This window comes from Methanosarcina barkeri 3, from assembly GCF_000970305.1.
Lineage (GTDB): Archaea > Halobacteriota > Methanosarcinia > Methanosarcinales > Methanosarcinaceae > Methanosarcina > Methanosarcina barkeri_A.
The window spans coordinates 1267553-1286216 of sequence record NZ_CP009517.1 but is presented as its reverse complement, the minus strand read 5'-3'; the positions used below and the strand labels follow the sequence as shown (position 1 = coordinate 1286216).

Here is an 18664-nt window from a genome sequence, read left to right as displayed (position 1 = left end):
CTAAGTTCTGACCCCTAAAACCTTACTCTCCATCCATGTCGTTTTTATTACGCTCGACGAAGGAGAGCGGTTTTTACCTGAAAAGAGAAAAAGAAAAAATTGGCAAATAGTAATCTACCTCTTTTGTACTACCTTTTACTACTATTCCAGGCTTCTCTTTTGTTTTTCTCCCTCCTTCAAGTGTGTGTACTTCGTTAGCATGAAAATATTGAAATGATTTTCATTTATTTGTGCCAGTTATTCAGAATTTAATTTTCGTGTGAAATGTAATCAGATACATAGATTGTTCTATATAATCTGACAAAATATAGTGGTTTTATATAATTTGACAAAATGTAGTGGTTTTATGGGAAAACTGTTGCATTTATGAGGTCTGTTCTCTCTGTCTGTTCTCTCTTATCCTGCTCGATATGGCTCAGAAAGCAATCTGTTTAGATGAAGGATATTTCACAAGCCATTTCTCACCTGAATGCGCCAGCCCGTAGACGATCTTACTGCACATTCTCCATTATCGAACCATGCGCATTGTTCCTCAAGGCACGCTGCAAAATCGGGCGCTCTGTTTCCTAAGGGAGAATTCGGACGCAGTGGACATAATTTTGTCATCTTGGTTCAACTCCTTGTGATATAAAACTGATATAATATGTTTATACTGTTGCCAACAGATAAGATCTTTTCTCTGGAGTCTGGCCAAAACAGAAATCTTACCTGAAAACTTGCCTGTTGTCGTCAGCCTGTATGTGGATTCGTTAAAGAGAGAAAAAGAATAACAAGAAAATAGAGGTTTTTACAAAGCCAGAGAACTGTCTCTAAGTTCAAGTAATGTGCTTTAGTTCAAGTAATGTGCTTTATAACTTGCAGCGCCGTTCGTAAACCACCTTCGATAAAACCCTGGAAATCCGAATAAGCTTCACCACATATATGGATATTTTTATTTGATAGCTGTGAACCCTGTAATGAGAATGCAGTTAACTCTTTTATTGCCTCTTCAGCGCGAACGCCAGCTTTCCAGATATGACAACCCGCTTCAAATGGTTCACGGCTCCAGTCCCTTATGCCGAAACAACTTATTAGTTCAGCCTCTGCTTCTATATCTTCAACGTCTGTATTGTCAGGGTTTGACCGTAGATATTGAAGGTAGCCTTCAACAAGACGTTTATCGCGATTTAGTTCTGCCTTTAGATGTTCCGGTTGCCGTACAAATGGCATCCAGTAGCGCATACTTGGCGGGTCACCATAAACCATTACAATCCCACGTTTTTGATTTCCGTCTTTCCTGAAGGCATAATGGATTTCCCTTGCTGGAGTAGATGAGGCTCGTGTTTGTGGCGGTGTGAATTCATTCCACCAAGGATTCTCATTAACAAAGAAACATTTTACCAGTGGAATAGGAATTACAGAGTCTACCAGTTCTCCAATATACTCAGGTAACTGAGGACGAAGTTGCATCAGAGGACAACGAGGTAATGCAAGCACAACATTTTTTGCCAGTACTTTAACTACATTATTGTCAGTTTTATTGCCAATTTTATTTTCTGTCTTATTTTCAGCCTTATTTTCAGCCTTATTTTCAGCCTTATTTTCAGCCTTATTTTCAGCCTTAAATTCCAGTAAAACTCTTCCATCAGGCTGGGAAAAAAGAGCTGTTAACCTGTGATTAAGATGTAACGAGCCTGAGAGTTCAGGTCCAGAGTCCAATTTACGGACTAACTCCTGAACAAGAGACTCAGTACCCTGTTTTATGCCAACCAGTTCATCGTCAGGATGCAGTCCGCGCAGCCAGAAAATAATCCATTCTGCTGCATTGGGGTTAAAATGAATAAGATGGTAGAAAGTCCCATAATGTATGATTTTATTCACTGCACGGTAGCTAAGAACAAGACTGAGTGCGTTCCAGAAGCCGATCTCGTAGAGATGTTTTCCGTTGTAGCTCGCCTCATTACGTACATAGCTGTAGTACTCCTCGTCAAGAGTAGCCCACCATGCCCGATGCCTGGGGTCATTAGGGTCGTTCATATCTCCACCGCTTGCATTTAATAGGCGTAGAATTCCCAGTTTCAATAACTCAAGTGTTGTCAATTTACTCCCAGAGCATTTACCTCCGGATTCGTCAAAAGTTAAATCAAAAAGAGAATCAGGATCTTTTGCCGCTGTATAGGGTACGAAAGGTTTTGTCTCCAGACCAAGTTCGGTTATGAGATCCATAAGTAGGGGTTGTGCAAGCTTCTCAAATCGCATTGGACCATATTCTGCTAAAAATCCTCCCATTTCTACAGTCTCGATTCGACCTCCAAAGCGACCTGTAGCTTCAAACAGAGAAACGGTATGATTAACGCCTTTTAACTGTTTTAGTTTGTAAAAGGTATAAAGACCTGTGATGCCTCCCCCTACTATTACCGTATCGGAACTTATAATATCAGACACTCTATCTCTCCCCATCTCCACAATTCATTTAAGCTGGTCTTCACTTTTTGTAGGCCAGGTGCAGTTTACCAGCTTTTGCAGACAAAGTGTAGTTTCCAGCTTGAAAGTTACATGCCATATTGGTAAATACAGAAAATGGAACTCTGTCTTTCTCGATATGGTTGTTAAAAAGTCTTCTGCAGTAAAATTAGTTATTTTCTTTTCGGTTCTAATTGATCGCCTTATTTTAGCTATGTGACCACCTTTATTTTAACTATGCATAATTATAATTTTTACAGACTTTTGATCTTGCAGCTTTTTAGAACTGAATATGAAATGAATAGTCTTATCTTACTATCTGTAAAACCTTTAACTGCGCTAAACGTTTTCGAACCCTGATTTTAGACCCAAATCAGAGTAACAGAGTAACAAAGTTTTTGCAAGTTTTTATGTGCTTACTATCATATTAGGATTATCAAAATGCTGTTTTTACTGGTTTCAGGTCTCACCTTAAAATTCAAAGTTCTCTTAAAATTAGAACAAGTACTTGAAGTGAAATAACCAAACTGAACTTTGCTTTTTCAAGAGTGACTGAGTTGAGAACAACCAGAGAACCACCTGAAATAATAAAATAAGCAAAATTATTGAGAACCAAGCTTATTAAACTATTAAGCTTAATAATTTAATAAGCTTAATAAATCCGATAGAATTTTTTAAATTAAATAAATTCATAAATTTTCAAGAGGTTTTATTCTGGAACTTACCTTTAAAGGCGGATGCAGGGAAGTAGGACGTTCGGGTTTGCTTGTAAATGGGGAAGTCTTGCTCGATTACGGGATAAAAACAGGGGACATTCCAGAGTACCCTCTTAATAGCATGGAAGCGAAGGTCGTGCTTATTTCCCACGGGCATCTTGACCACTGCGGAGCTGTCCCCAACCTTATGTATCAGAATCCTGAGGTTTTCATGACTCCTCCGACTGCAGACTTTACTTTTTTGCTTGGAAAAGACACCCTGAAACTTGCAGAAAGTACGCTGTCAGGAATATCTCCTTTTGATCCCGATGACCTCCAGAAGCTCGCCAGGCGAACACAAAAAATCGATTATGACAAGCCTTTCAAAAGTCATGGGTACGGAATCTGTTTTTACAACGCAGGCCATATCCCCGGAGCATCCGGAGTCTTCCTTGAATCGGAATCCGGAGAAAGCCTGTTTTATACCGGAGATTTCAACCTTAAGGAAACAAGACTTGTGCCCGGTGCAGCCGAATTTCCCGAGGCCGATACTCTTATTCTCGAGAGCACGTACTTTGGGGAAGAACATATCCCACGAAAAGAAACCGAAGAGAGGTTTATCGAATCGATCTTTAATACTCTCGATAGAGGAGGAACTGCCCTTATCCCTGCCTTTGCAATAGGCAGGACTCAGGAAATACTTATGCTACTTGATGCTTACGGAATTCAGGCTTATGTGGACGGCATGGGCAGGGATGTTTACAAGATTCTTAAAAAATACCCAGAATACCTTAAAAATCCCGAACTTCTTGACCGGGCTTTCGGACGTGCCATTCCCGTAAAAGACCAGCAGAGGGACTCAGTCCTTAAAGAACCTTCCGTCATTGTTACTACAGCCGGAATGCTGAACGGGGGACCTGTACTTTATTACCTGAGTCGGCTTTACAAAGATCCCAGTTCCAAAGTTCTGCTTACTGGCTACCAGGTTGAAGGCACAAATGGCAGGCTGGCTCTGGAACACCGGATGATAGAAACCAACGGAGATGTCCTGGCCCTCAAACCCAGGGTAGAACAGTACGACTTTTCTGCACACAGTGGAGACAGTGAGCTCAAGAAGCTTGTGAAAGATTTCTTCAATAAAGGCACTGAAAAGGTCTTTGTAATGCATGGAGATAAAACCGAAGCTTTTGCAGAGTGGATTTTAGAGGAAATTGGTGTGGAAGCTTATGCACCCACAAACGGGGAATCTTTTACTTTTTAAAAATAAAATGAAAGGATGAACAGTTATTAAAAAAGATTCTTAAACATCTTTTTCTATTTGTGGTTTTACTGCACTCTTTGGACAGAATTTTTGGCATTTAAATCATCCAGATATCTTCATTATCAACAAGGGCTTGATAACCATCCATTTTAGAAAACACTCATCGAGCACTGATGGATCATCACGAGGGAGAACTACTCCTTAAAGAAGGTTGGATGTCTGCTGGGCGCTATCAACAGGGTTGCCGTCCGGTGGTGAGTCGGACAGCCCTTAACCCAGTCATTATAAGGCCCTCGGTCAGGCAACCAAGTCCTGTCACTGGAGATTTCCAGGTCTTCAAGCCTCCCATACCACGGAAGGACAAGCTGCCCCAGTCGATTTAGCATCGCCGACGTTCCATATCGGCGACGCGGTTACCTGTTCAGTTCCCACACGAGAGGTTCAGTTCTGTTTCTATACGCTGTGGTTCAGACCGCCGTCGAAGCGGATGTGTCCCGGAGCAGTAGCTTCGGGAAGCCCACGGGAGATTGGCGCTCCTAGTGGAGGTAGCTGTGCCAGTTCACAGAATCCTTCTGCTACCACTGGTCCATCAATCGAGCCACTATGGAGCTCCAACGCTCCCTCTATGAATGGACCCGCAGCGCCCGCGCTCTCCTGAGAAGGAGTAGCGGATGGGGATACGTAGAACGTTCCTTTCGGCGTCTTTAGTTCGCCCCACCACGGGTACGACATATTCGTTATAGGTGATGTCCACCACTTTGTCGGCGTGTACACCATGGACGGTCCGAATGCATACTGCGGTGGCTGGCCCCTGGGTACAAAAGCAAACCGGTTTTGTTGAATCTGCGGAGAGTCCCAACCCATCATGGCGGCTGTTATGTTGAAAGGTATGGTGGTAGGTACAACTCCCGCAGGACTGCCGTAATACTGTCTCCAGGTGAATGAATCTCCATTGGGGAAACGGGCATATCCCCAGAAGTATCGGAGCTGTTCAGGTGACTGGAAGTTACCCCACTGGTGTTCGAACCAGGCTATGCCTTCAATCTCATGGACGACGCCGTCATCAAGGGTTACCATGCCGTTCATTTCCATCTCCGGGGCTACGTAGTAATATGAAAGACCGTACATAGTCGAAGGGTTCTGGTCGTACTGGTTGTTGAATCCGATATTTTCCAGCCCCCAGTAGGCCATTGGAATGTAGCCTGGGACCTTTACGATCCCGGTGACGTCAAAGTTGTACGGAGTGCCGACGGTCATATTACTCTCGTTTGTCGCCCACCCTTTGAAATTCCACCTTTCCTGGGAATAGCTGTAGTTCGTGGCCAAACCCTGCTCCTTACCAACCTCACCTACCGTATAATTAAAATCCCCATTGGATCCCGTGGTTACAAACTTGCCCGTCGGGTCAATGGCATGACTGTAAAACTTGGCTTCATCTTTGTCGAGGTAGGCTACGAGAACCCTGGTGTGGGGCCTTTGTATGTCATTGCGCCAACCCTGTTGTAAATTGCACACAAACAAAGATATGTTGTGGCCTGTCGTCAGGTCCTTGCCCAGGAATGTGAAGTAGTGCCACTCATCGAAATCGTTGAAGTGGTAGGTAGGTCCGCTATGCCACTGGTGGTCCCTGGGAAAGTGGTAGAGTCCCTGTTCTTCCGTGTTCAGCCCTGGGCTTGTGAGCCACGGTGCGGATCCTTGGGCCGAAGTTGTTGTGTTCATTGAAGTTTCATTATCTACTTTGACTGCGATGGTTCCTGCAGGTTCTGATGCTTGCGCGGCGTTAAGAGGAATAGCTAAGCATAGAAATAGTAGAGAAACTATCAATCCAATTTTCAATCCAATTTTCATTCTTTACCCCCGTATGCGAATAGACAATTGGGCCTGCTTTATGAATTCGTTAAGCAGATTTTGCTTTATCAATTAATCATCAAGACACATTTTTTTAGAAGATTAGTATTGGATAAATTCTATCTCCATATTGTATGTCGAAGAAATGGGTCTAAATTATAGCAACATTAGTATCTAGAGAATATAATATAGTAAGAATTATAAATAAGGAGATGAATATTGAAAACATTACTCTATATTAATGAAAACCAGACGTTATCTAGTCGAGGTTTCAGAATATCCTCTACAGTTGTATTGAGCCGAAATGTAATAGGCAGAACCCAGGAGATACTTATGCTGCTTGATGCCCACGGAATTCAGGCTTACGTGGACGGCATGTGCAGAGATGTGTACAAAAATCTTAAAAAAGTATCCTGAATACCTGAAAAATCCAGACCTCTTGGACAGGGCTTTCGAACATGCTATTTCCGTAAACGACAGGCAGGGGAGCCAGTCCTTAAAAAACCGTTAGTTATTGTCACTACAGCCGGAATGCTGAATGGAGGGTTCGTAATGCATTATCTCAGCCGGCTTTACAAAGATCCTGATTCAAGAATCCTGCTTACTGGCTACCAGGTAGAAGGCACAAACGGCAGGCTGGCCCTTGATCACAGGTTTGTCGAGACCAGAGGAGATATTCTCACTCTCAAGCCCAGAGTGGAACAGTATGACTTTTCCGCACATAGCGGCGATAGCGAGCTCAAAAAGGTTGTGAAGGATTTCTGCAAGAAAGATACGGAAAGAGTCTTTGTAATGCATGGGGACAAAACCGAAAGCTTTGCACAGTGGATTTCGGAAGAAATCGGCGTGGATGCTTATGCGCCTGCAAATGGGGAGTTATTTACCTTTTAAAGAAGGAAAGAAAAACAAATAGCCTTTTTAGCCTGCGAAATGCTTAAACCCGGATGGATCTAATTAGCTGGCATGATTCTCAATCCTGAATCCGAAGTCCTTAACATACTTGCAAAGAGCGTACTTCTAGCTGCACGGACTGCCCCTAAAGCAAAAGGTGTAGACGATATAGTGACTGCCCTTGTCGAAAAATCTGATGTAGAATTGCTTGCCTCGACAATGGAAAGACTGGCAGAGGAAAAAGGTGCAGGCTTTGCTTTTTTAAAAAGGGATGCTGCAAATCTTCGAAATGCAGGGGCTACTGTCCTGATTGGTGTTAAAACCAGAGGAGCTGCAGGCCTGGACTGTGGAGCCTGTGGTTTTGAAACCTGTGCTGAGATGCTGAACCGGCAAAAGGTAGAAGTAGATTTCAGTGGCCCGAACTGCATGCTCAAATATGTAGACCTGGGAATTGCTGTAGGAGCAGCCGTTGCAAAAGCCAAGGATTTCTGCATTGATAATAGAGTGATGTACTCAATCGGTGCAGCCGCCAGGGTTTCAGGCTTGCTGGATGCAGATGTTGTTTTTGGAATTCCGCTAAGTGCAACCGGGAAAAATATCTTTTTTGATAGAAAATGAAGTTCACATAGAGCTTATTAAAAAGACAGGATTGCTGTAGAAAGAGAAAATTTTTCTGGCCTGGTATCCCATTCGCGGGCCAGATTCTTTTTGAAATAAACACTTAAAATTTCAGTTTTTTCATCCTCTCGACAGCTTCTCTAATCCTCTCGACAGGTTTTGTGAGGGCAAACCTGATGTAACCTTCGCCGGCTTCTCCAAACCCGACACCAGGGGTTGCAATGATTCCGGCTTCTTCGAGCAGGAGTTTTGCAAAACTCATTGAGGTAAAACCTTCAGGTACCGGAGCCCAGATATAAAAGGTGGCTTTTGGCGGTTTTACTTTGAGGCCCATTGCGGTAAGTCCTTCTATCAGGGCATCTCGTCTCTCCTGATAGATTTTGTTTGTTTCTTCGACACAGGCCTGGGAAGAACAGAGAGCTGCAATTCCTGCGATCTGGATAGCGTCAAAGACACCTGAGTCCACATTGGACTTGACCTTGCCGAGTCCCTTTATAAGATCTTTATTTCCTACTGCAAACCCGAGCCTCCAGCCTGTCATGTTATAGGTCTTGGAATGCGAATAGAGTTCCATGCCAATATCCATTGCTCCGTCGGCAGCAAGAAAAGAAGGAGATTCGTACCCGTCGTATGTCATCTGGCAGTAAGCGTTGTCATGCACTGCAATGATGTCATTCTTTTTGCAGAATTTAACGACCTTTTCAAAAAACTTCATGTCAGCAGTTGCAGCAGTCGGATTGTTCGGGTAGTTAAAGAAGAATAACTTTGCTTTTTTCAGGACATCCTCAGGAATTGAGTCAAGGTCCGGCAGGAAATTATTTTCGGCAGTCAGCGGCAGTGGATATGGCTCTCCACCAGCAAACATTGTCCCGATTTTGTAAACCGGATACCCTGGCTCAGTATAGAGCACGATATCTCCAGGGTTGACAAAAGCGAGCGGAATATGTGCAACTGCTTCCTTTGACCCGAGCAAGGCAAGGACTTCAGTTGCAGGGTCAAGCTCAATACCCTTGTATTTCTTACACCAATCCGCTGCCGCTTTCCTGAATTTCGGCATCCCTGCATAAGAAGGATACTGGTGAGTTTTCGGGTCGCAGACAGCTTCCTGCACAGCCTCGACAATATGCTGGTGCGTCGGCAGGTCAGGATCTCCTACGCCAAGGTCGATAACGTCGACTCCCCTGGCAATCAGTTCGTCCCTCGCTTCGTCTATAGTAGCAAAAAGGTATGGGGGTAATGCGTTGATTCGGTCGGAATACATTGATAACGTCACCTGAAGATGATTGGCATGCGTAAGTGAGCATAGTTACGGAGTTTGGAATATTAAAAGGTATGGGATGTAGGTAAAGTGGGAATTGTCCAATTATTTTTTATTTTAAGATAATCAAATTAATTCAAAAGATTTAACTTCTAGTATTTTAATGTGTTTCTGGAATAATTGGCTGGAAGATTGGTAGATAGAATGGCTCGAATATATGTATCTTCTACATTTAAGGATCTGGAAGAATTCCGGAAAAAGTTAGGACTGTTTTGAAACAATTGGGCCACGAAATACTGTTACACTTATACTCATATGTTCGACTCTTTAAACGAAATTTATATCTTCTAACCTCATATTCTTAGCATGGCGTCTTCTTTACTGAGTCCTATGGCGATGCCTGTAATAGAAGGCATCCGAGTCCCGCTGAACTTTTATGTTATACTTAAGGAGCCTGTACCTCTGGCTGGTATGTCTTATCCCAGAGTACACACGCCCTGGGAGGAAATAGGGAAAGCGGGTTTCTCAAGTGTTGTCTGTCTTTGTGATCCTGAAGTATCTTATAATCCTTATCCTCTTGAGGTTCTCTTTTCTGCAGAATTAGAAGACCTGCATTATGGTAATTATCCGTATGATCCTGATACACTTGAATGGCTTGTAAGAAAGGCAACTGATATAATACTAACAGAAATGGATGCAGGAAAAGGCATTGTTGTCCATTGCGTGGGAGGTATAGGCAGAACCGGAACCGTTCTTGGATGTGTGCTTAAGGGTCTTGGTTTTCAGGCTAATGAAGTGATAAATTATCTGGATGATATAAACAAGCTCAGAGGCTTTAGAGGATGGCCGGAGACGGAATGGCAGGAGGAGATGGTACGCAGGTATTAACACATTTTAACATATTTAAAAAATTATTTGATGGTCTATGTAAGACTAGCTTCCTGATACCTTTCTCGTTTTTGGTGCTATCGATTTCATAGATATCGATAGTTTTGATTGCTATCAATTTGACAGATACTGATAGATATGATAGCAAACTGAAAATAGGCAAACTGAAAATAGGCAGATTAGGCTTAACCAAATAAGGCTGACTCATAAAGAACAATTGAAAGAATAAGGATGCATCCTCTAAGTTTTAGAAAAAATTTGATGTATAGCTAAGTAACTTAGCTTACTATACACTCGTTTTATCTTTTACAGATTATCTTTTAAGGTTATCCTTTAGAGATTATCCTTTCAAGGTTATCCTTTTGGATTGCTCTCAAATTTGTTTTATTCAGGCATTGTAGGCGTCATAGAGCTGCCAGATCCATATAAGCGGCCATAATAAAAATCCAGCCCCAAAAATGTGCATTGTCCCTGTGATAATGAAGGCTATCCAGATGCCTAATGCCTTGAACAGATGTCCTTTTACAAGCTGGCCCAGGCCAGGAAAGAAAAACGAAAATAAGGCTGGAATTCCGTGCGTTCTGCAATAGTTCATAGAACTTACCTTCTTTAAGTACTTAATAAGAGAGTGAATATAAATTGTTTAACATAAAAAGACCTTTCCCTTCAATATAAAAATTTTTGTTTTTAAAGACTTTCTCTAAAAGTACACTTTCTAAAACGAGTTAAGCATCCTCTAAAACAAATTAACCTTTATTATAAAAGTTTCTTAACCTACTTTTCATGCATTATAGGCATCGTATATTTGTGCTATCCAGACGATTATTCCAATTAAGAACCCGATTCCGATGACGCTCATGAACAGACTGATTAACAAAGCTGCCCAGATGCCAACTGCTTTGGATACCTGTCCTTTTACAAGCTGTCCCAGACCAGGAATGAAAAAAGAGAATAACGCTGGAACTCCATGGGTTTTTTTGCAGTAAGAGTTCATATAACCACCTTTTTATTATCAATGGCAGAATAATAGTTTTTTATAAAATATATTGATAGCGAATATAAATAATTTAACTTGCAGACATTCTCTTTTGAAAATTACAATGATTTTTGGCAGTAAATTGAAAAATTCTCAAATTGAACGCTTAAGTTGAATCCTTAGCTTTAATCTTTAAGTTCGATCCTTTCATCCAACTTCTTGAAAATATATCCCAAAATTAATAAATATATATATTATTAAACTATGAGATATATCTCAACTGCAATCCAAAAAAGAATTGACTGTTTAACTTAACGTTTTAGGTAAAATTTCTGAAAAACGTTATTTTTCAACCTGCCATGTATGGTTGTTTGGTTTAATTTATAGGTACGGAGTTTGATTATGGATAAAGAGGATAGTAATAATTCAATCTGGAAACGAGTTAAGTCAATGTGGAACTCATTACCAGAACTTCTAAAATTATTAGGTACCATACTGAGTATAGCTATTGCCCTAAAAGCTCTTTTTCCTGCAGCTGCAGTAGGAATTAGCAATTTTGATGCAAGTCCGGAAATTATCGGATCCGGAGGATCATCAGTTTTGAACTGGGAAGTTTCCGGAGCTAACAATATTACAATAGAGCCTGGCATAGGACCTGTAAGTTCAAATGGATCCATGTCTGTATCCCCTTTAGAGACTACAACCTATAAATTGATAGCGAATGATAAAGGAAACGAAAAAGTAGCGCTCTGCACGGTTACGGTTAATAATGGATCTCAAGAGCCTCTTCTCATCAGCTCGTTTGATGCAAGCCCTGATACCATAAAACCAGGCGAGAGTGCTATTCTGAACTGGCATGTCTCAGGGGTTTCGAATGTTACTATTGAACCTGATATAGGAGTTGTAGAACCTACCGGAACATTGAGTGTGTCTCCTACCGGCACTACAACATACAAACTTACAGCTTCAAGTGGTGAGAAAGAAGATGCATCTTACTGTACTGTTGCAGTTGAAGAAAATGCTGCCTCCTCCGAAAACGTTTCCGCATCAAATCTTCCGTCTACGGAAGAAAGTCTGACGTCTCAGGAGAGTTCATCGATTAAGGAAAATCCTACATCGGAAGATAATCAGGCTTCTAATGACAATGAGGCTTCCAAAGATAATCAGGCTTCTAACGACAATGAGGCTTCCAAAGATAATCAGGCATCTCAGGAAAGCCAGACATCACAAAATGATTCGGCACTTCAGGAGAATCAAACATCTAAAGAAAGCCTTCCATCTATCAACTCGTTTAATGCGAATCCGGATACCATTGAGGAAGGAAAGAGCTCGAAACTTGTCTGGAGAGTCTCTGGTGCCTCAAAAGTTTCGATCAAACCCGGAATAGGAACCGTAGGTTTAACTGGCAGCCAGAGTATATCTCCAAGTAAAACCATGACATATACTCTAACAGCCACAAATGAGTTCGGAAGCGCGGAGGCTACCAAAGTCGTACTCGTACAGGAGTCTTCTGCATCTTCTTCTCAAAAAACTGACTCTAACTCTAATACGTCAACTTCAACGCAAGAACAACCCTCGTCGACTAATGAGACAAAACTCAATAGTTCTGGCTCAGGGACTGGATCCTCCACAAATGAGACGCAGTAAAAAATTTAATCTATTATTAATCTCTAATCTGAGACAAGCATTTAACTTCGATGCGTAACTTTGAGTAGAGGAACATATCCAGTAAAAAAGAAACTTCCCAAAAACGAAAAATTTCCGGAAAAACCCATAAGAAAAATTCCTGCCAGAACTATGATTTGCAAAAAATCGACTTCAAACCCTTCGGAATGGGACCCACCTGCCCCTTCAACAGTTTATATCAAGATCAAAAACATACCGTACGAGACTTTCAAAGCACGGCTAAACGAGGGGCTGGTTACAACTGAACTTGACCAGATTCGGTACCGGCTGGAAAGAAGAATTTACTGTTGTGAGGTCTGTTCCAAGCATGTTAACGGATACTGCGTTATTACGAACAGGAAAATTGAGCCAGGATGGATTTGTAAGTCTTTTGTGCCAAAAGAAGAATTCATATACCTCGATTCGAGGTCTGGTTCGGAGACCTCCCTGGATTTCAGATACCTTTCAGAAACCGGACTTAGGAAAAGTTATCTTGAAGATGAAAGTCCTGAAGAAAATAACCTGAAAAGTGCTGGAAGTCTATATGAGGAAGGAGTAACTCTTTACAGGCAGGGTAGGCTCAGGCTTGCACTTGAGGTTTTTGACACTGTACTTTCCGAAAATCCCAGGCATTTTCCAGCTTTATTTTATAAAGGAAACACCCTGTTAAAACTCAAACGTTATGAAGAAGCTCTTGAGATGTTTGAAAGTGCCTCCAGGATAAATCCGGATCATCCGGGGCTCTGGACCAACACCGGGTTTGCACTGGTAAAGCTCGAGCATCTCAGGGAGGCTCTTGAAGCTTTCGAGAGGTCTATTTCCCTTAACCCTGTACAGAAAAATGCCTGGGAAGGAAAGGAAGCTGTGCTTGTTCGGGTGCGTAAGTGCGAAGAGAAACTGAAAGAACTTCAAAGATCACTGGAAATGAGTCCCGGGGATGCAGGTATCTGGTTTGAGAAAGGTAAGCTGCATTTAAAACTTGGAGAACTTGAAAAATCCAGAGAGGCTTTTGAAAAGGCCCTTGAGGAAAAGTCCGATAACGCAGAGGCCTGGTATCTCAGAGGAAAAGTACTTTTTGAAACCCGCTCTGAAAAAGAAGCTCTGCATGCTTTCGAAATGGCAATCAGGAAGAAGCCTGACTTTTCTGAAGCCTGGTACGAGAAAGGAAGGGTTTTCTGGAAACTTGGGAACCCTAAAGGGGCAGAAAACGCTTTTAAAATTGCAGCTGATCTATGGGAGAGTAAGGGATTCAAAGCAAATGCTGAAGCTTCACGTACAAGGGTTAAAAATCCTGGCTCTGGAGAAAAATAAACTTCCAAAAATTAAAAACGAGGATTATTCTCTTCATGGGTTTTTGCTCATGGCTCGTTGGGTAAAGAACTTGAAATACTTAAATAAGAAAAAACTCTTTCCTTTTTTTACTGAGGAAAACTTCTTTCCTCCTTTGATTCGTAAAACGTTATTTGATTTGCCTGTCTTCTATAAGCTCTTATTCCAAGCCCAATTAATAAGTAAAGAGCTGTAGTAATAATTCCATTGATTGGTGAAATAAGAATCTCTTTTCCTGCTGCAATACTGACGTAACCCAATATAATTAAAGGATTTATCAGGGAGTCCTCTACCATATGTAGTATAACACCCGGCCAAATTGACTTTGTTATCCTAAAGAGCTCAATAAACATCACCGCCCAGCATACCATTGTTGCAACAGAAATAACAAAAAATATAGCTCGATTAACCGGTAACACTGCTTGTATATCTGCTTCGGGTAAAAATACCAGATAATACGGAGCATGCCATATTCCCCAGAGGCTACCAACAATGAGATATATCTTCCAATCACTAAGGTTTAATTTTATGAGTTGTGAAGTTAGATATCCATGTAAAGGAGTCCCATCAAAAATATCTATAATAAAATTGATTAACAGAGTACTGGAAAACAACAAAATAAAAGGTCTGAGGTCAAAGGCTGACAGATCAATCCATCTTGTTGTAGCTCCGATTATCAGAACGATTGTTGTTATGACAGGAAAAATCAAAAAAGCAATCAAATACCATTTTATGTTTCCTTTGAAATTCGGCTTGAAACCGAAATCTTTCCAGCCGCTTTTTGAGAATATAGTGATTGCAACTGCAGTCAACATAGGCAGTATCAGCCATATTCCCATACCGGGAGAATCACCATTTGGTTGCTCGGGAAAGGTAGAGTCTACAAGAACACCTATCCACCCACTGAGAATAACAAGGACAATAAATATGATAGTATTACGAATAACCTTTTTGTTCATCTAACTCACCACATAGCAAATTTTAATAACAGTTGTTAATAAATTTTTTAAAACGTAAACTTAATTATGTTATTCTTATATAACTAAATTGTCCAATTATGTCAAAATAAGTTACACTCGCCAATAATAAATATCAATCTTTATTTTAATTAAATTATTTATTCGAGACTCGAACCAGCTTTTTGAATACATTTTATTTTCTTTGCTGACAGTAATAATAAACTTTCAGGCTACTTAGTGTGAATGTTTACATTCGAGAAACCGTTCATTTTTGATATGTTTTTTCAAAGCTGTATCAACTTCTGTAGTACAATCACTTATAGAGGACGCTATAAGCAAGGCTGACTTAAGTATAAATATTAGAAAGTTGTAATACCTCTGTTAAATAGTTATGAGGCTGTTTCCCTTTATATTGGTTTGCCGTTAGATTGCCCTCTCAAATCCATACTGTGCGAATATTTTAAAGTCAAATCTTCTGATCAATACGGATTTTTTGAATGTGGATTTTTTGGATATATCAGATCTCAGGCACCAGGCTTATGCTATTTACAAATTTGAAGAATAAGTAAGAGCAGGTGAAAAATAATGGCGAATTGATAGTAATAAAATGGGAAATTCTTGATTATACTGAAAGAAACAATTTTTTCACCAAAATTAGAAAAAATGCGCTTCTCAACCCTGAAAATGAGGAAAACAATTAACATTGTCTTCATTAAAGAGGTCTGACATAATGAAATTTTACAATTTTAAGACATATGTAAAATATGGCTTATTTATTATATTAATAACTGGTCTGGTCGGCAGTGCTCATGCAGATACAAATCAACTTGTGTATTATAACTGGTCTGAAGATACTGGAAATACTATAGTTGACAATTCAGGACATGGAAATAATGGTGTAAATAATGGCAGTACAACCTTTATTCTGCCAACCGGACAAATAGCAAGACAATTTAACGGACAAAGCCGGATAACAATACCTAATAATGAAGAGCTGGCATTTACTGACCCACATATAACGTTTGGAGTCTTTTTCAGGTACGATTCAAGCAATCCGGCTCGTAATACATACCTGGTTTCCAAAGGAAATACTGCATTCAGAATCAGTATTGACCATACGAATTCTCTGCTTACATATGAAGTTTATGCAGATGGACAGAACATTCACGGCTCAGGTGCAACTCGCATACAGCCTGATACGGATTATGAAGCTATTGTGACATACGATGGTTCTCACGCTCAACTTTACATTAACGGACTTGCTAATGGAGAAGGTGTGAATTATACGGCTGCAGCTTTAGGTCCGAGCTATATAACGGAAAATTGGACAATAGGCTCATCCTCTGACACTGCATATGGGCTAAACGGGGCAATATATGCTTTTTATTTATATAACAGGACATTGAGTTCATCCGAAATTTTAGATCTATATGAGAGTGACCTCCGCAGCGTAAAGAGTTTAAGCAAATGTGGAGGCATTGCTTTATCCTGGGACGATTCAGGGCATATTCAATCGTGTTATCAATACTTGTCAATTTTCCAGAAATATAATGCTAAGTGTACTATAAACGTAAATAATGTAAGTAATCGAAGGCAAGCTGAAATTGAATTAAAAGAACTCAATGCATTACATTCGGCTGGTTGGGAAATAGCTTTGCATGGGAATAACCATATAGATTCAGTTCAATTTCTAAATGGTAATACTCCTGTAGCATGGTTAAACCAGGAAATATTTCCGAATATCGTTGAAATTACCCGTTATGGTTACCCGGTTTGTACCTTAGCATATCCTTACTCAAGTAGAAATTCAGTTTCCGATGCAGCAGTAGCTCCATACTTCCGAACACTCCGAACGAGAACTCCTACGATAATAAATGGAAACATAAATGAAACAACCCTGGCTTATTACAACTGGGACGATACTCAACTTCTATATGGTGTGGAAATCGATGACCAGTCAATTGGTGCCAGTCTACCGTCTATCGAGTATGGTATCGATCGTGCAATAAAAACTGGGAGCGTGCTTGTGTTATTCGGGCATGCAATTACTCCAAATGTTACGGGGCCATACCAAACTTCGACTTCAAGACTTGACTCAATTTTAAATTATACCTATCAGAATGGTGGAACCTTTTATCTCATGGGAGAGCTTGGAAATTCGTCCTGGAAACAGGTACCCAGATTCTCCAAAGTAACTGCAAATTACACGGTTTCCCGAAATAATCTATTTGCCGGAGAAAACGTGACGTTTGTGGATCACAGCACCAATCAGGCTATTGAACTACTTGACTTTGGTGATAATTCGCCTGCGAGCAGTACTGCAAATGTTATTCATACATATGCAACACCAGGAGTTTATAAGGTTAATCTAACAGCAGCAAATGAAGTTTCAACCGATTCAATGGTTCAAACGATTAAGGTTATTCAGGCGACACCTCCATCTGCTGATTTCACCAGTAATCGTACAGAAGGATCTCGGCCGCTAAATATAGCATTTAAGGACATATCAACCGGACTTCCAGATTCCTGGTCCTGGAATTTCGGGGACGGAAATACCTCAGCAGACAAGAATCCGGTACATGTGTACTCAAGTGATGGAGTTTACACTGTTACGTTGAAAGTTACGAATAGCAAAGGATCAAATTCTACTCAAAAAATTAATTACATAACAGTATCGACAAAACCTCCGTTATCTAATTTCTATTCCAATATAACGAGTGGAAATATCCCGTTGACCGTTCAGTTCACTGACACCAGTACCGGATCCCCAGCTTCATGGAACTGGAACTTTGGAGATGGAACGAATTCAACTGAGCAGAACCCAATACACACTTATTTTTCAGCAGGAACCTATAATGTCACCCTTGTAGTGAGTAACATCAACGGGATCACTTCAAAGACAGCTACAATAAACGCATGTGAAAACGGGGATCCAAACAGCGGAAGCGATGGTTCAAGTGAAGAAAGCAGCCACGACAGCGGCGGTGGAGGCGGTGGGGGCGGTGGAGCAGGTGGTTCTCCTGAACCTCAAACTAATGTCCAGGTCAAGGAACTTTCACAGGCACAGGTTACAAACGGAAAGCCTGTAAAGTTTGATTTTACAAACAATGCAACCTGTGTTGTATACGTTAGCTTTGATGCAAAGAAGACTGCAGGTAAGATCACAACCATTGCCGAACAGCTCAAAACAAAATCCACTCTTACTTCAGTACTGGATTCGGGCGAGGTCTATAAGTACTTCAACCTCTGGGTCGGAAACAGCGGATTTGCAAGCGAAAAGAACATTGGAAACCCTGTAGTATGCTTCAAGGTTGAAAAGTCCTGGCTGCAGGATAAGAAGATCGACCAGAATTCAATTACACTTAACAGGTACAGTGACAAAAAATGGTCACAGCTCCCTGTGAAATGCTTAAAAGAAGATAATGGATATCTGTACTTCACGGCAGAAACACCTGGATTCTCGTTCTTTGCAATAACAGGAAAAACTGTAGAGAAAGAAAAAGTGGTTGAAATACTGCCTGAACCTGAAGTCGAGAATTCAGAAAATAACACTCAAAATATGGCAGCTGATATTGAACATACTCCTGAGCAGAAGGAAAAAACTAATGGTATGCCTGGTTTTGGAGTGATTTACTGTATTGTCGGGCTGCTTGGAGCCTTTCGATATACAAGGAGATAAATCTGGTTAGATAGTGGGATAATTGATCCCGCTGTCCAACTTATTAACGGTCTAACTTATTAACGGTCTAACTTATTAACGGTCTAACTTATTAACGGTCTAACTTATAATTTATATTTCTCTGAGATTGTTAAATTTTGGTTTTAATATGATCT

General features: G+C 40.8%; 16 protein-coding genes. 8 read left to right on the top strand and 8 right to left on the bottom strand.

The genetic code is table 11. The features are described from left to right. Positions 1-447: 447 nt before the first annotated feature. A complete protein-coding gene (locus MSBR3_RS20020; protein ID WP_155396727.1) occupies positions 448-606 on the bottom strand; it encodes a hypothetical protein in 159 nt (52 codons plus the stop codon). A gap of 228 nt (positions 607-834) precedes the next feature. After that, positions 835-2424 carry a flavin monoamine oxidase family protein gene (locus MSBR3_RS05170; protein WP_048106897.1) on the bottom strand — a complete coding sequence of 530 codons (1590 nt, stop codon included), beginning with the start codon at positions 2422-2424 and terminating at the stop codon, positions 835-837. Positions 2425-3204: 780 nt separating this feature from the next. On the opposite strand from MSBR3_RS05170, the gene MSBR3_RS05165 reads away from it, so the two are divergent. Beyond that, complete coding sequence (locus tag MSBR3_RS05165; protein WP_230627831.1) at positions 3205-4398, top strand: MBL fold metallo-hydrolase; 1194 nt, start codon at positions 3205-3207, stop codon at positions 4396-4398. A gap of 232 nt (positions 4399-4630) precedes the next feature. On the opposite strand, the gene MSBR3_RS21375 is transcribed toward MSBR3_RS05165, so the two are convergent. Continuing rightward, entirely contained in the window at positions 4631-4762 is a 132-nt protein-coding gene (locus tag MSBR3_RS21375; protein WP_268989120.1) for a hypothetical protein, read from the bottom strand. Positions 4763-4851: 89 nt separating this feature from the next. Further along, positions 4852-6246, bottom strand: a complete 1395-nt coding sequence (locus MSBR3_RS05155; RefSeq protein WP_048106893.1) for a lipocalin-like domain-containing protein — start codon at positions 6244-6246, stop codon at positions 4852-4854. Positions 6247-6465: 219 nt separating this feature from the next. Here MSBR3_RS05155 and MSBR3_RS20905 point away from each other — a divergent pair, with 219 nt between their 5' ends. From MSBR3_RS20905 to MSBR3_RS05145, 3 genes are all read left to right on the top strand, one after another. Next, on the top strand, positions 6466-6663 hold the full coding sequence (locus MSBR3_RS20905; protein WP_230627829.1) for a hypothetical protein: 198 nt from the start codon (positions 6466-6468) through the stop codon (positions 6661-6663). Next, positions 6664-7137: an MBL fold metallo-hydrolase gene (locus MSBR3_RS20900; RefSeq protein WP_268989141.1), complete on the top strand. Its 474-nt coding sequence runs from the start codon at positions 6664-6666 to the stop codon at positions 7135-7137. Between the two features lie 72 nt (positions 7138-7209). Continuing rightward, positions 7210-7755 (top strand): ferredoxin domain-containing protein, encoded by a 546-nt coding sequence (locus MSBR3_RS05145; RefSeq protein WP_048106892.1) that lies wholly within the window; start codon positions 7210-7212, stop codon positions 7753-7755. 103 nt (positions 7756-7858) lie between these two features. On the opposite strand, the gene MSBR3_RS05140 is transcribed toward MSBR3_RS05145, so the two are convergent. Further along, the gene (locus tag MSBR3_RS05140; RefSeq protein ID WP_048106891.1) at positions 7859-9016 is read right to left on the bottom strand and encodes an LL-diaminopimelate aminotransferase; all 1158 of its coding nucleotides are present in this window, start codon (positions 9014-9016) and stop codon (positions 7859-7861) included. Positions 9017-9379: 363 nt separating this feature from the next. Between MSBR3_RS05140 and MSBR3_RS05135 the strand changes: the two genes are divergently transcribed. Beyond that, a complete protein-coding gene (locus MSBR3_RS05135) occupies positions 9380-9901 on the top strand; it encodes a protein-tyrosine phosphatase family protein (RefSeq protein WP_048106886.1) in 522 nt (173 codons plus the stop codon). Between the two features lie 388 nt (positions 9902-10289). Here the strand turns inward: MSBR3_RS05135 and MSBR3_RS05130 are convergent, their stop codons facing one another. Together MSBR3_RS05130 and MSBR3_RS05125 are read right to left on the bottom strand one after the other, a co-directional pair. Further along, positions 10290-10496, bottom strand: coding sequence for a hypothetical protein (locus MSBR3_RS05130; protein WP_048106885.1), 207 nt, complete (start codon positions 10494-10496; stop codon positions 10290-10292). Between the two features lie 186 nt (positions 10497-10682). Then, positions 10683-10895 carry a hypothetical protein gene (locus MSBR3_RS05125; protein ID WP_048106884.1) on the bottom strand — a complete coding sequence of 71 codons (213 nt, stop codon included), beginning with the start codon at positions 10893-10895 and terminating at the stop codon, positions 10683-10685. 384 nt (positions 10896-11279) lie between these two features. On the opposite strand from MSBR3_RS05125, the gene MSBR3_RS05120 reads away from it, so the two are divergent. Together MSBR3_RS05120 and MSBR3_RS05115 are read left to right on the top strand one after the other, a co-directional pair. Continuing rightward, on the top strand, positions 11280-12524 hold the full coding sequence (locus MSBR3_RS05120; protein WP_048106883.1) for a hypothetical protein: 1245 nt from the start codon (positions 11280-11282) through the stop codon (positions 12522-12524). A 60-nt stretch (positions 12525-12584) separates the two neighbouring features. After that, the gene (locus tag MSBR3_RS05115) at positions 12585-13853 is read left to right on the top strand and encodes a tetratricopeptide repeat protein (protein WP_230627825.1); all 1269 of its coding nucleotides are present in this window, start codon (positions 12585-12587) and stop codon (positions 13851-13853) included. A 107-nt stretch (positions 13854-13960) separates the two neighbouring features. Here the strand turns inward: MSBR3_RS05115 and MSBR3_RS05110 are convergent, their stop codons facing one another. Next, complete coding sequence (locus MSBR3_RS05110) at positions 13961-14830, bottom strand: CPBP family glutamic-type intramembrane protease (RefSeq protein ID WP_048106882.1); 870 nt, start codon at positions 14828-14830, stop codon at positions 13961-13963. 730 nt (positions 14831-15560) lie between these two features. On the opposite strand from MSBR3_RS05110, the gene MSBR3_RS21370 reads away from it, so the two are divergent. After that, positions 15561-18509 (top strand): PGF-pre-PGF domain-containing protein, encoded by a 2949-nt coding sequence (locus tag MSBR3_RS21370; protein WP_048106881.1) that lies wholly within the window; start codon positions 15561-15563, stop codon positions 18507-18509. The last annotated feature ends 155 nt before the right edge of the window (positions 18510-18664 follow it).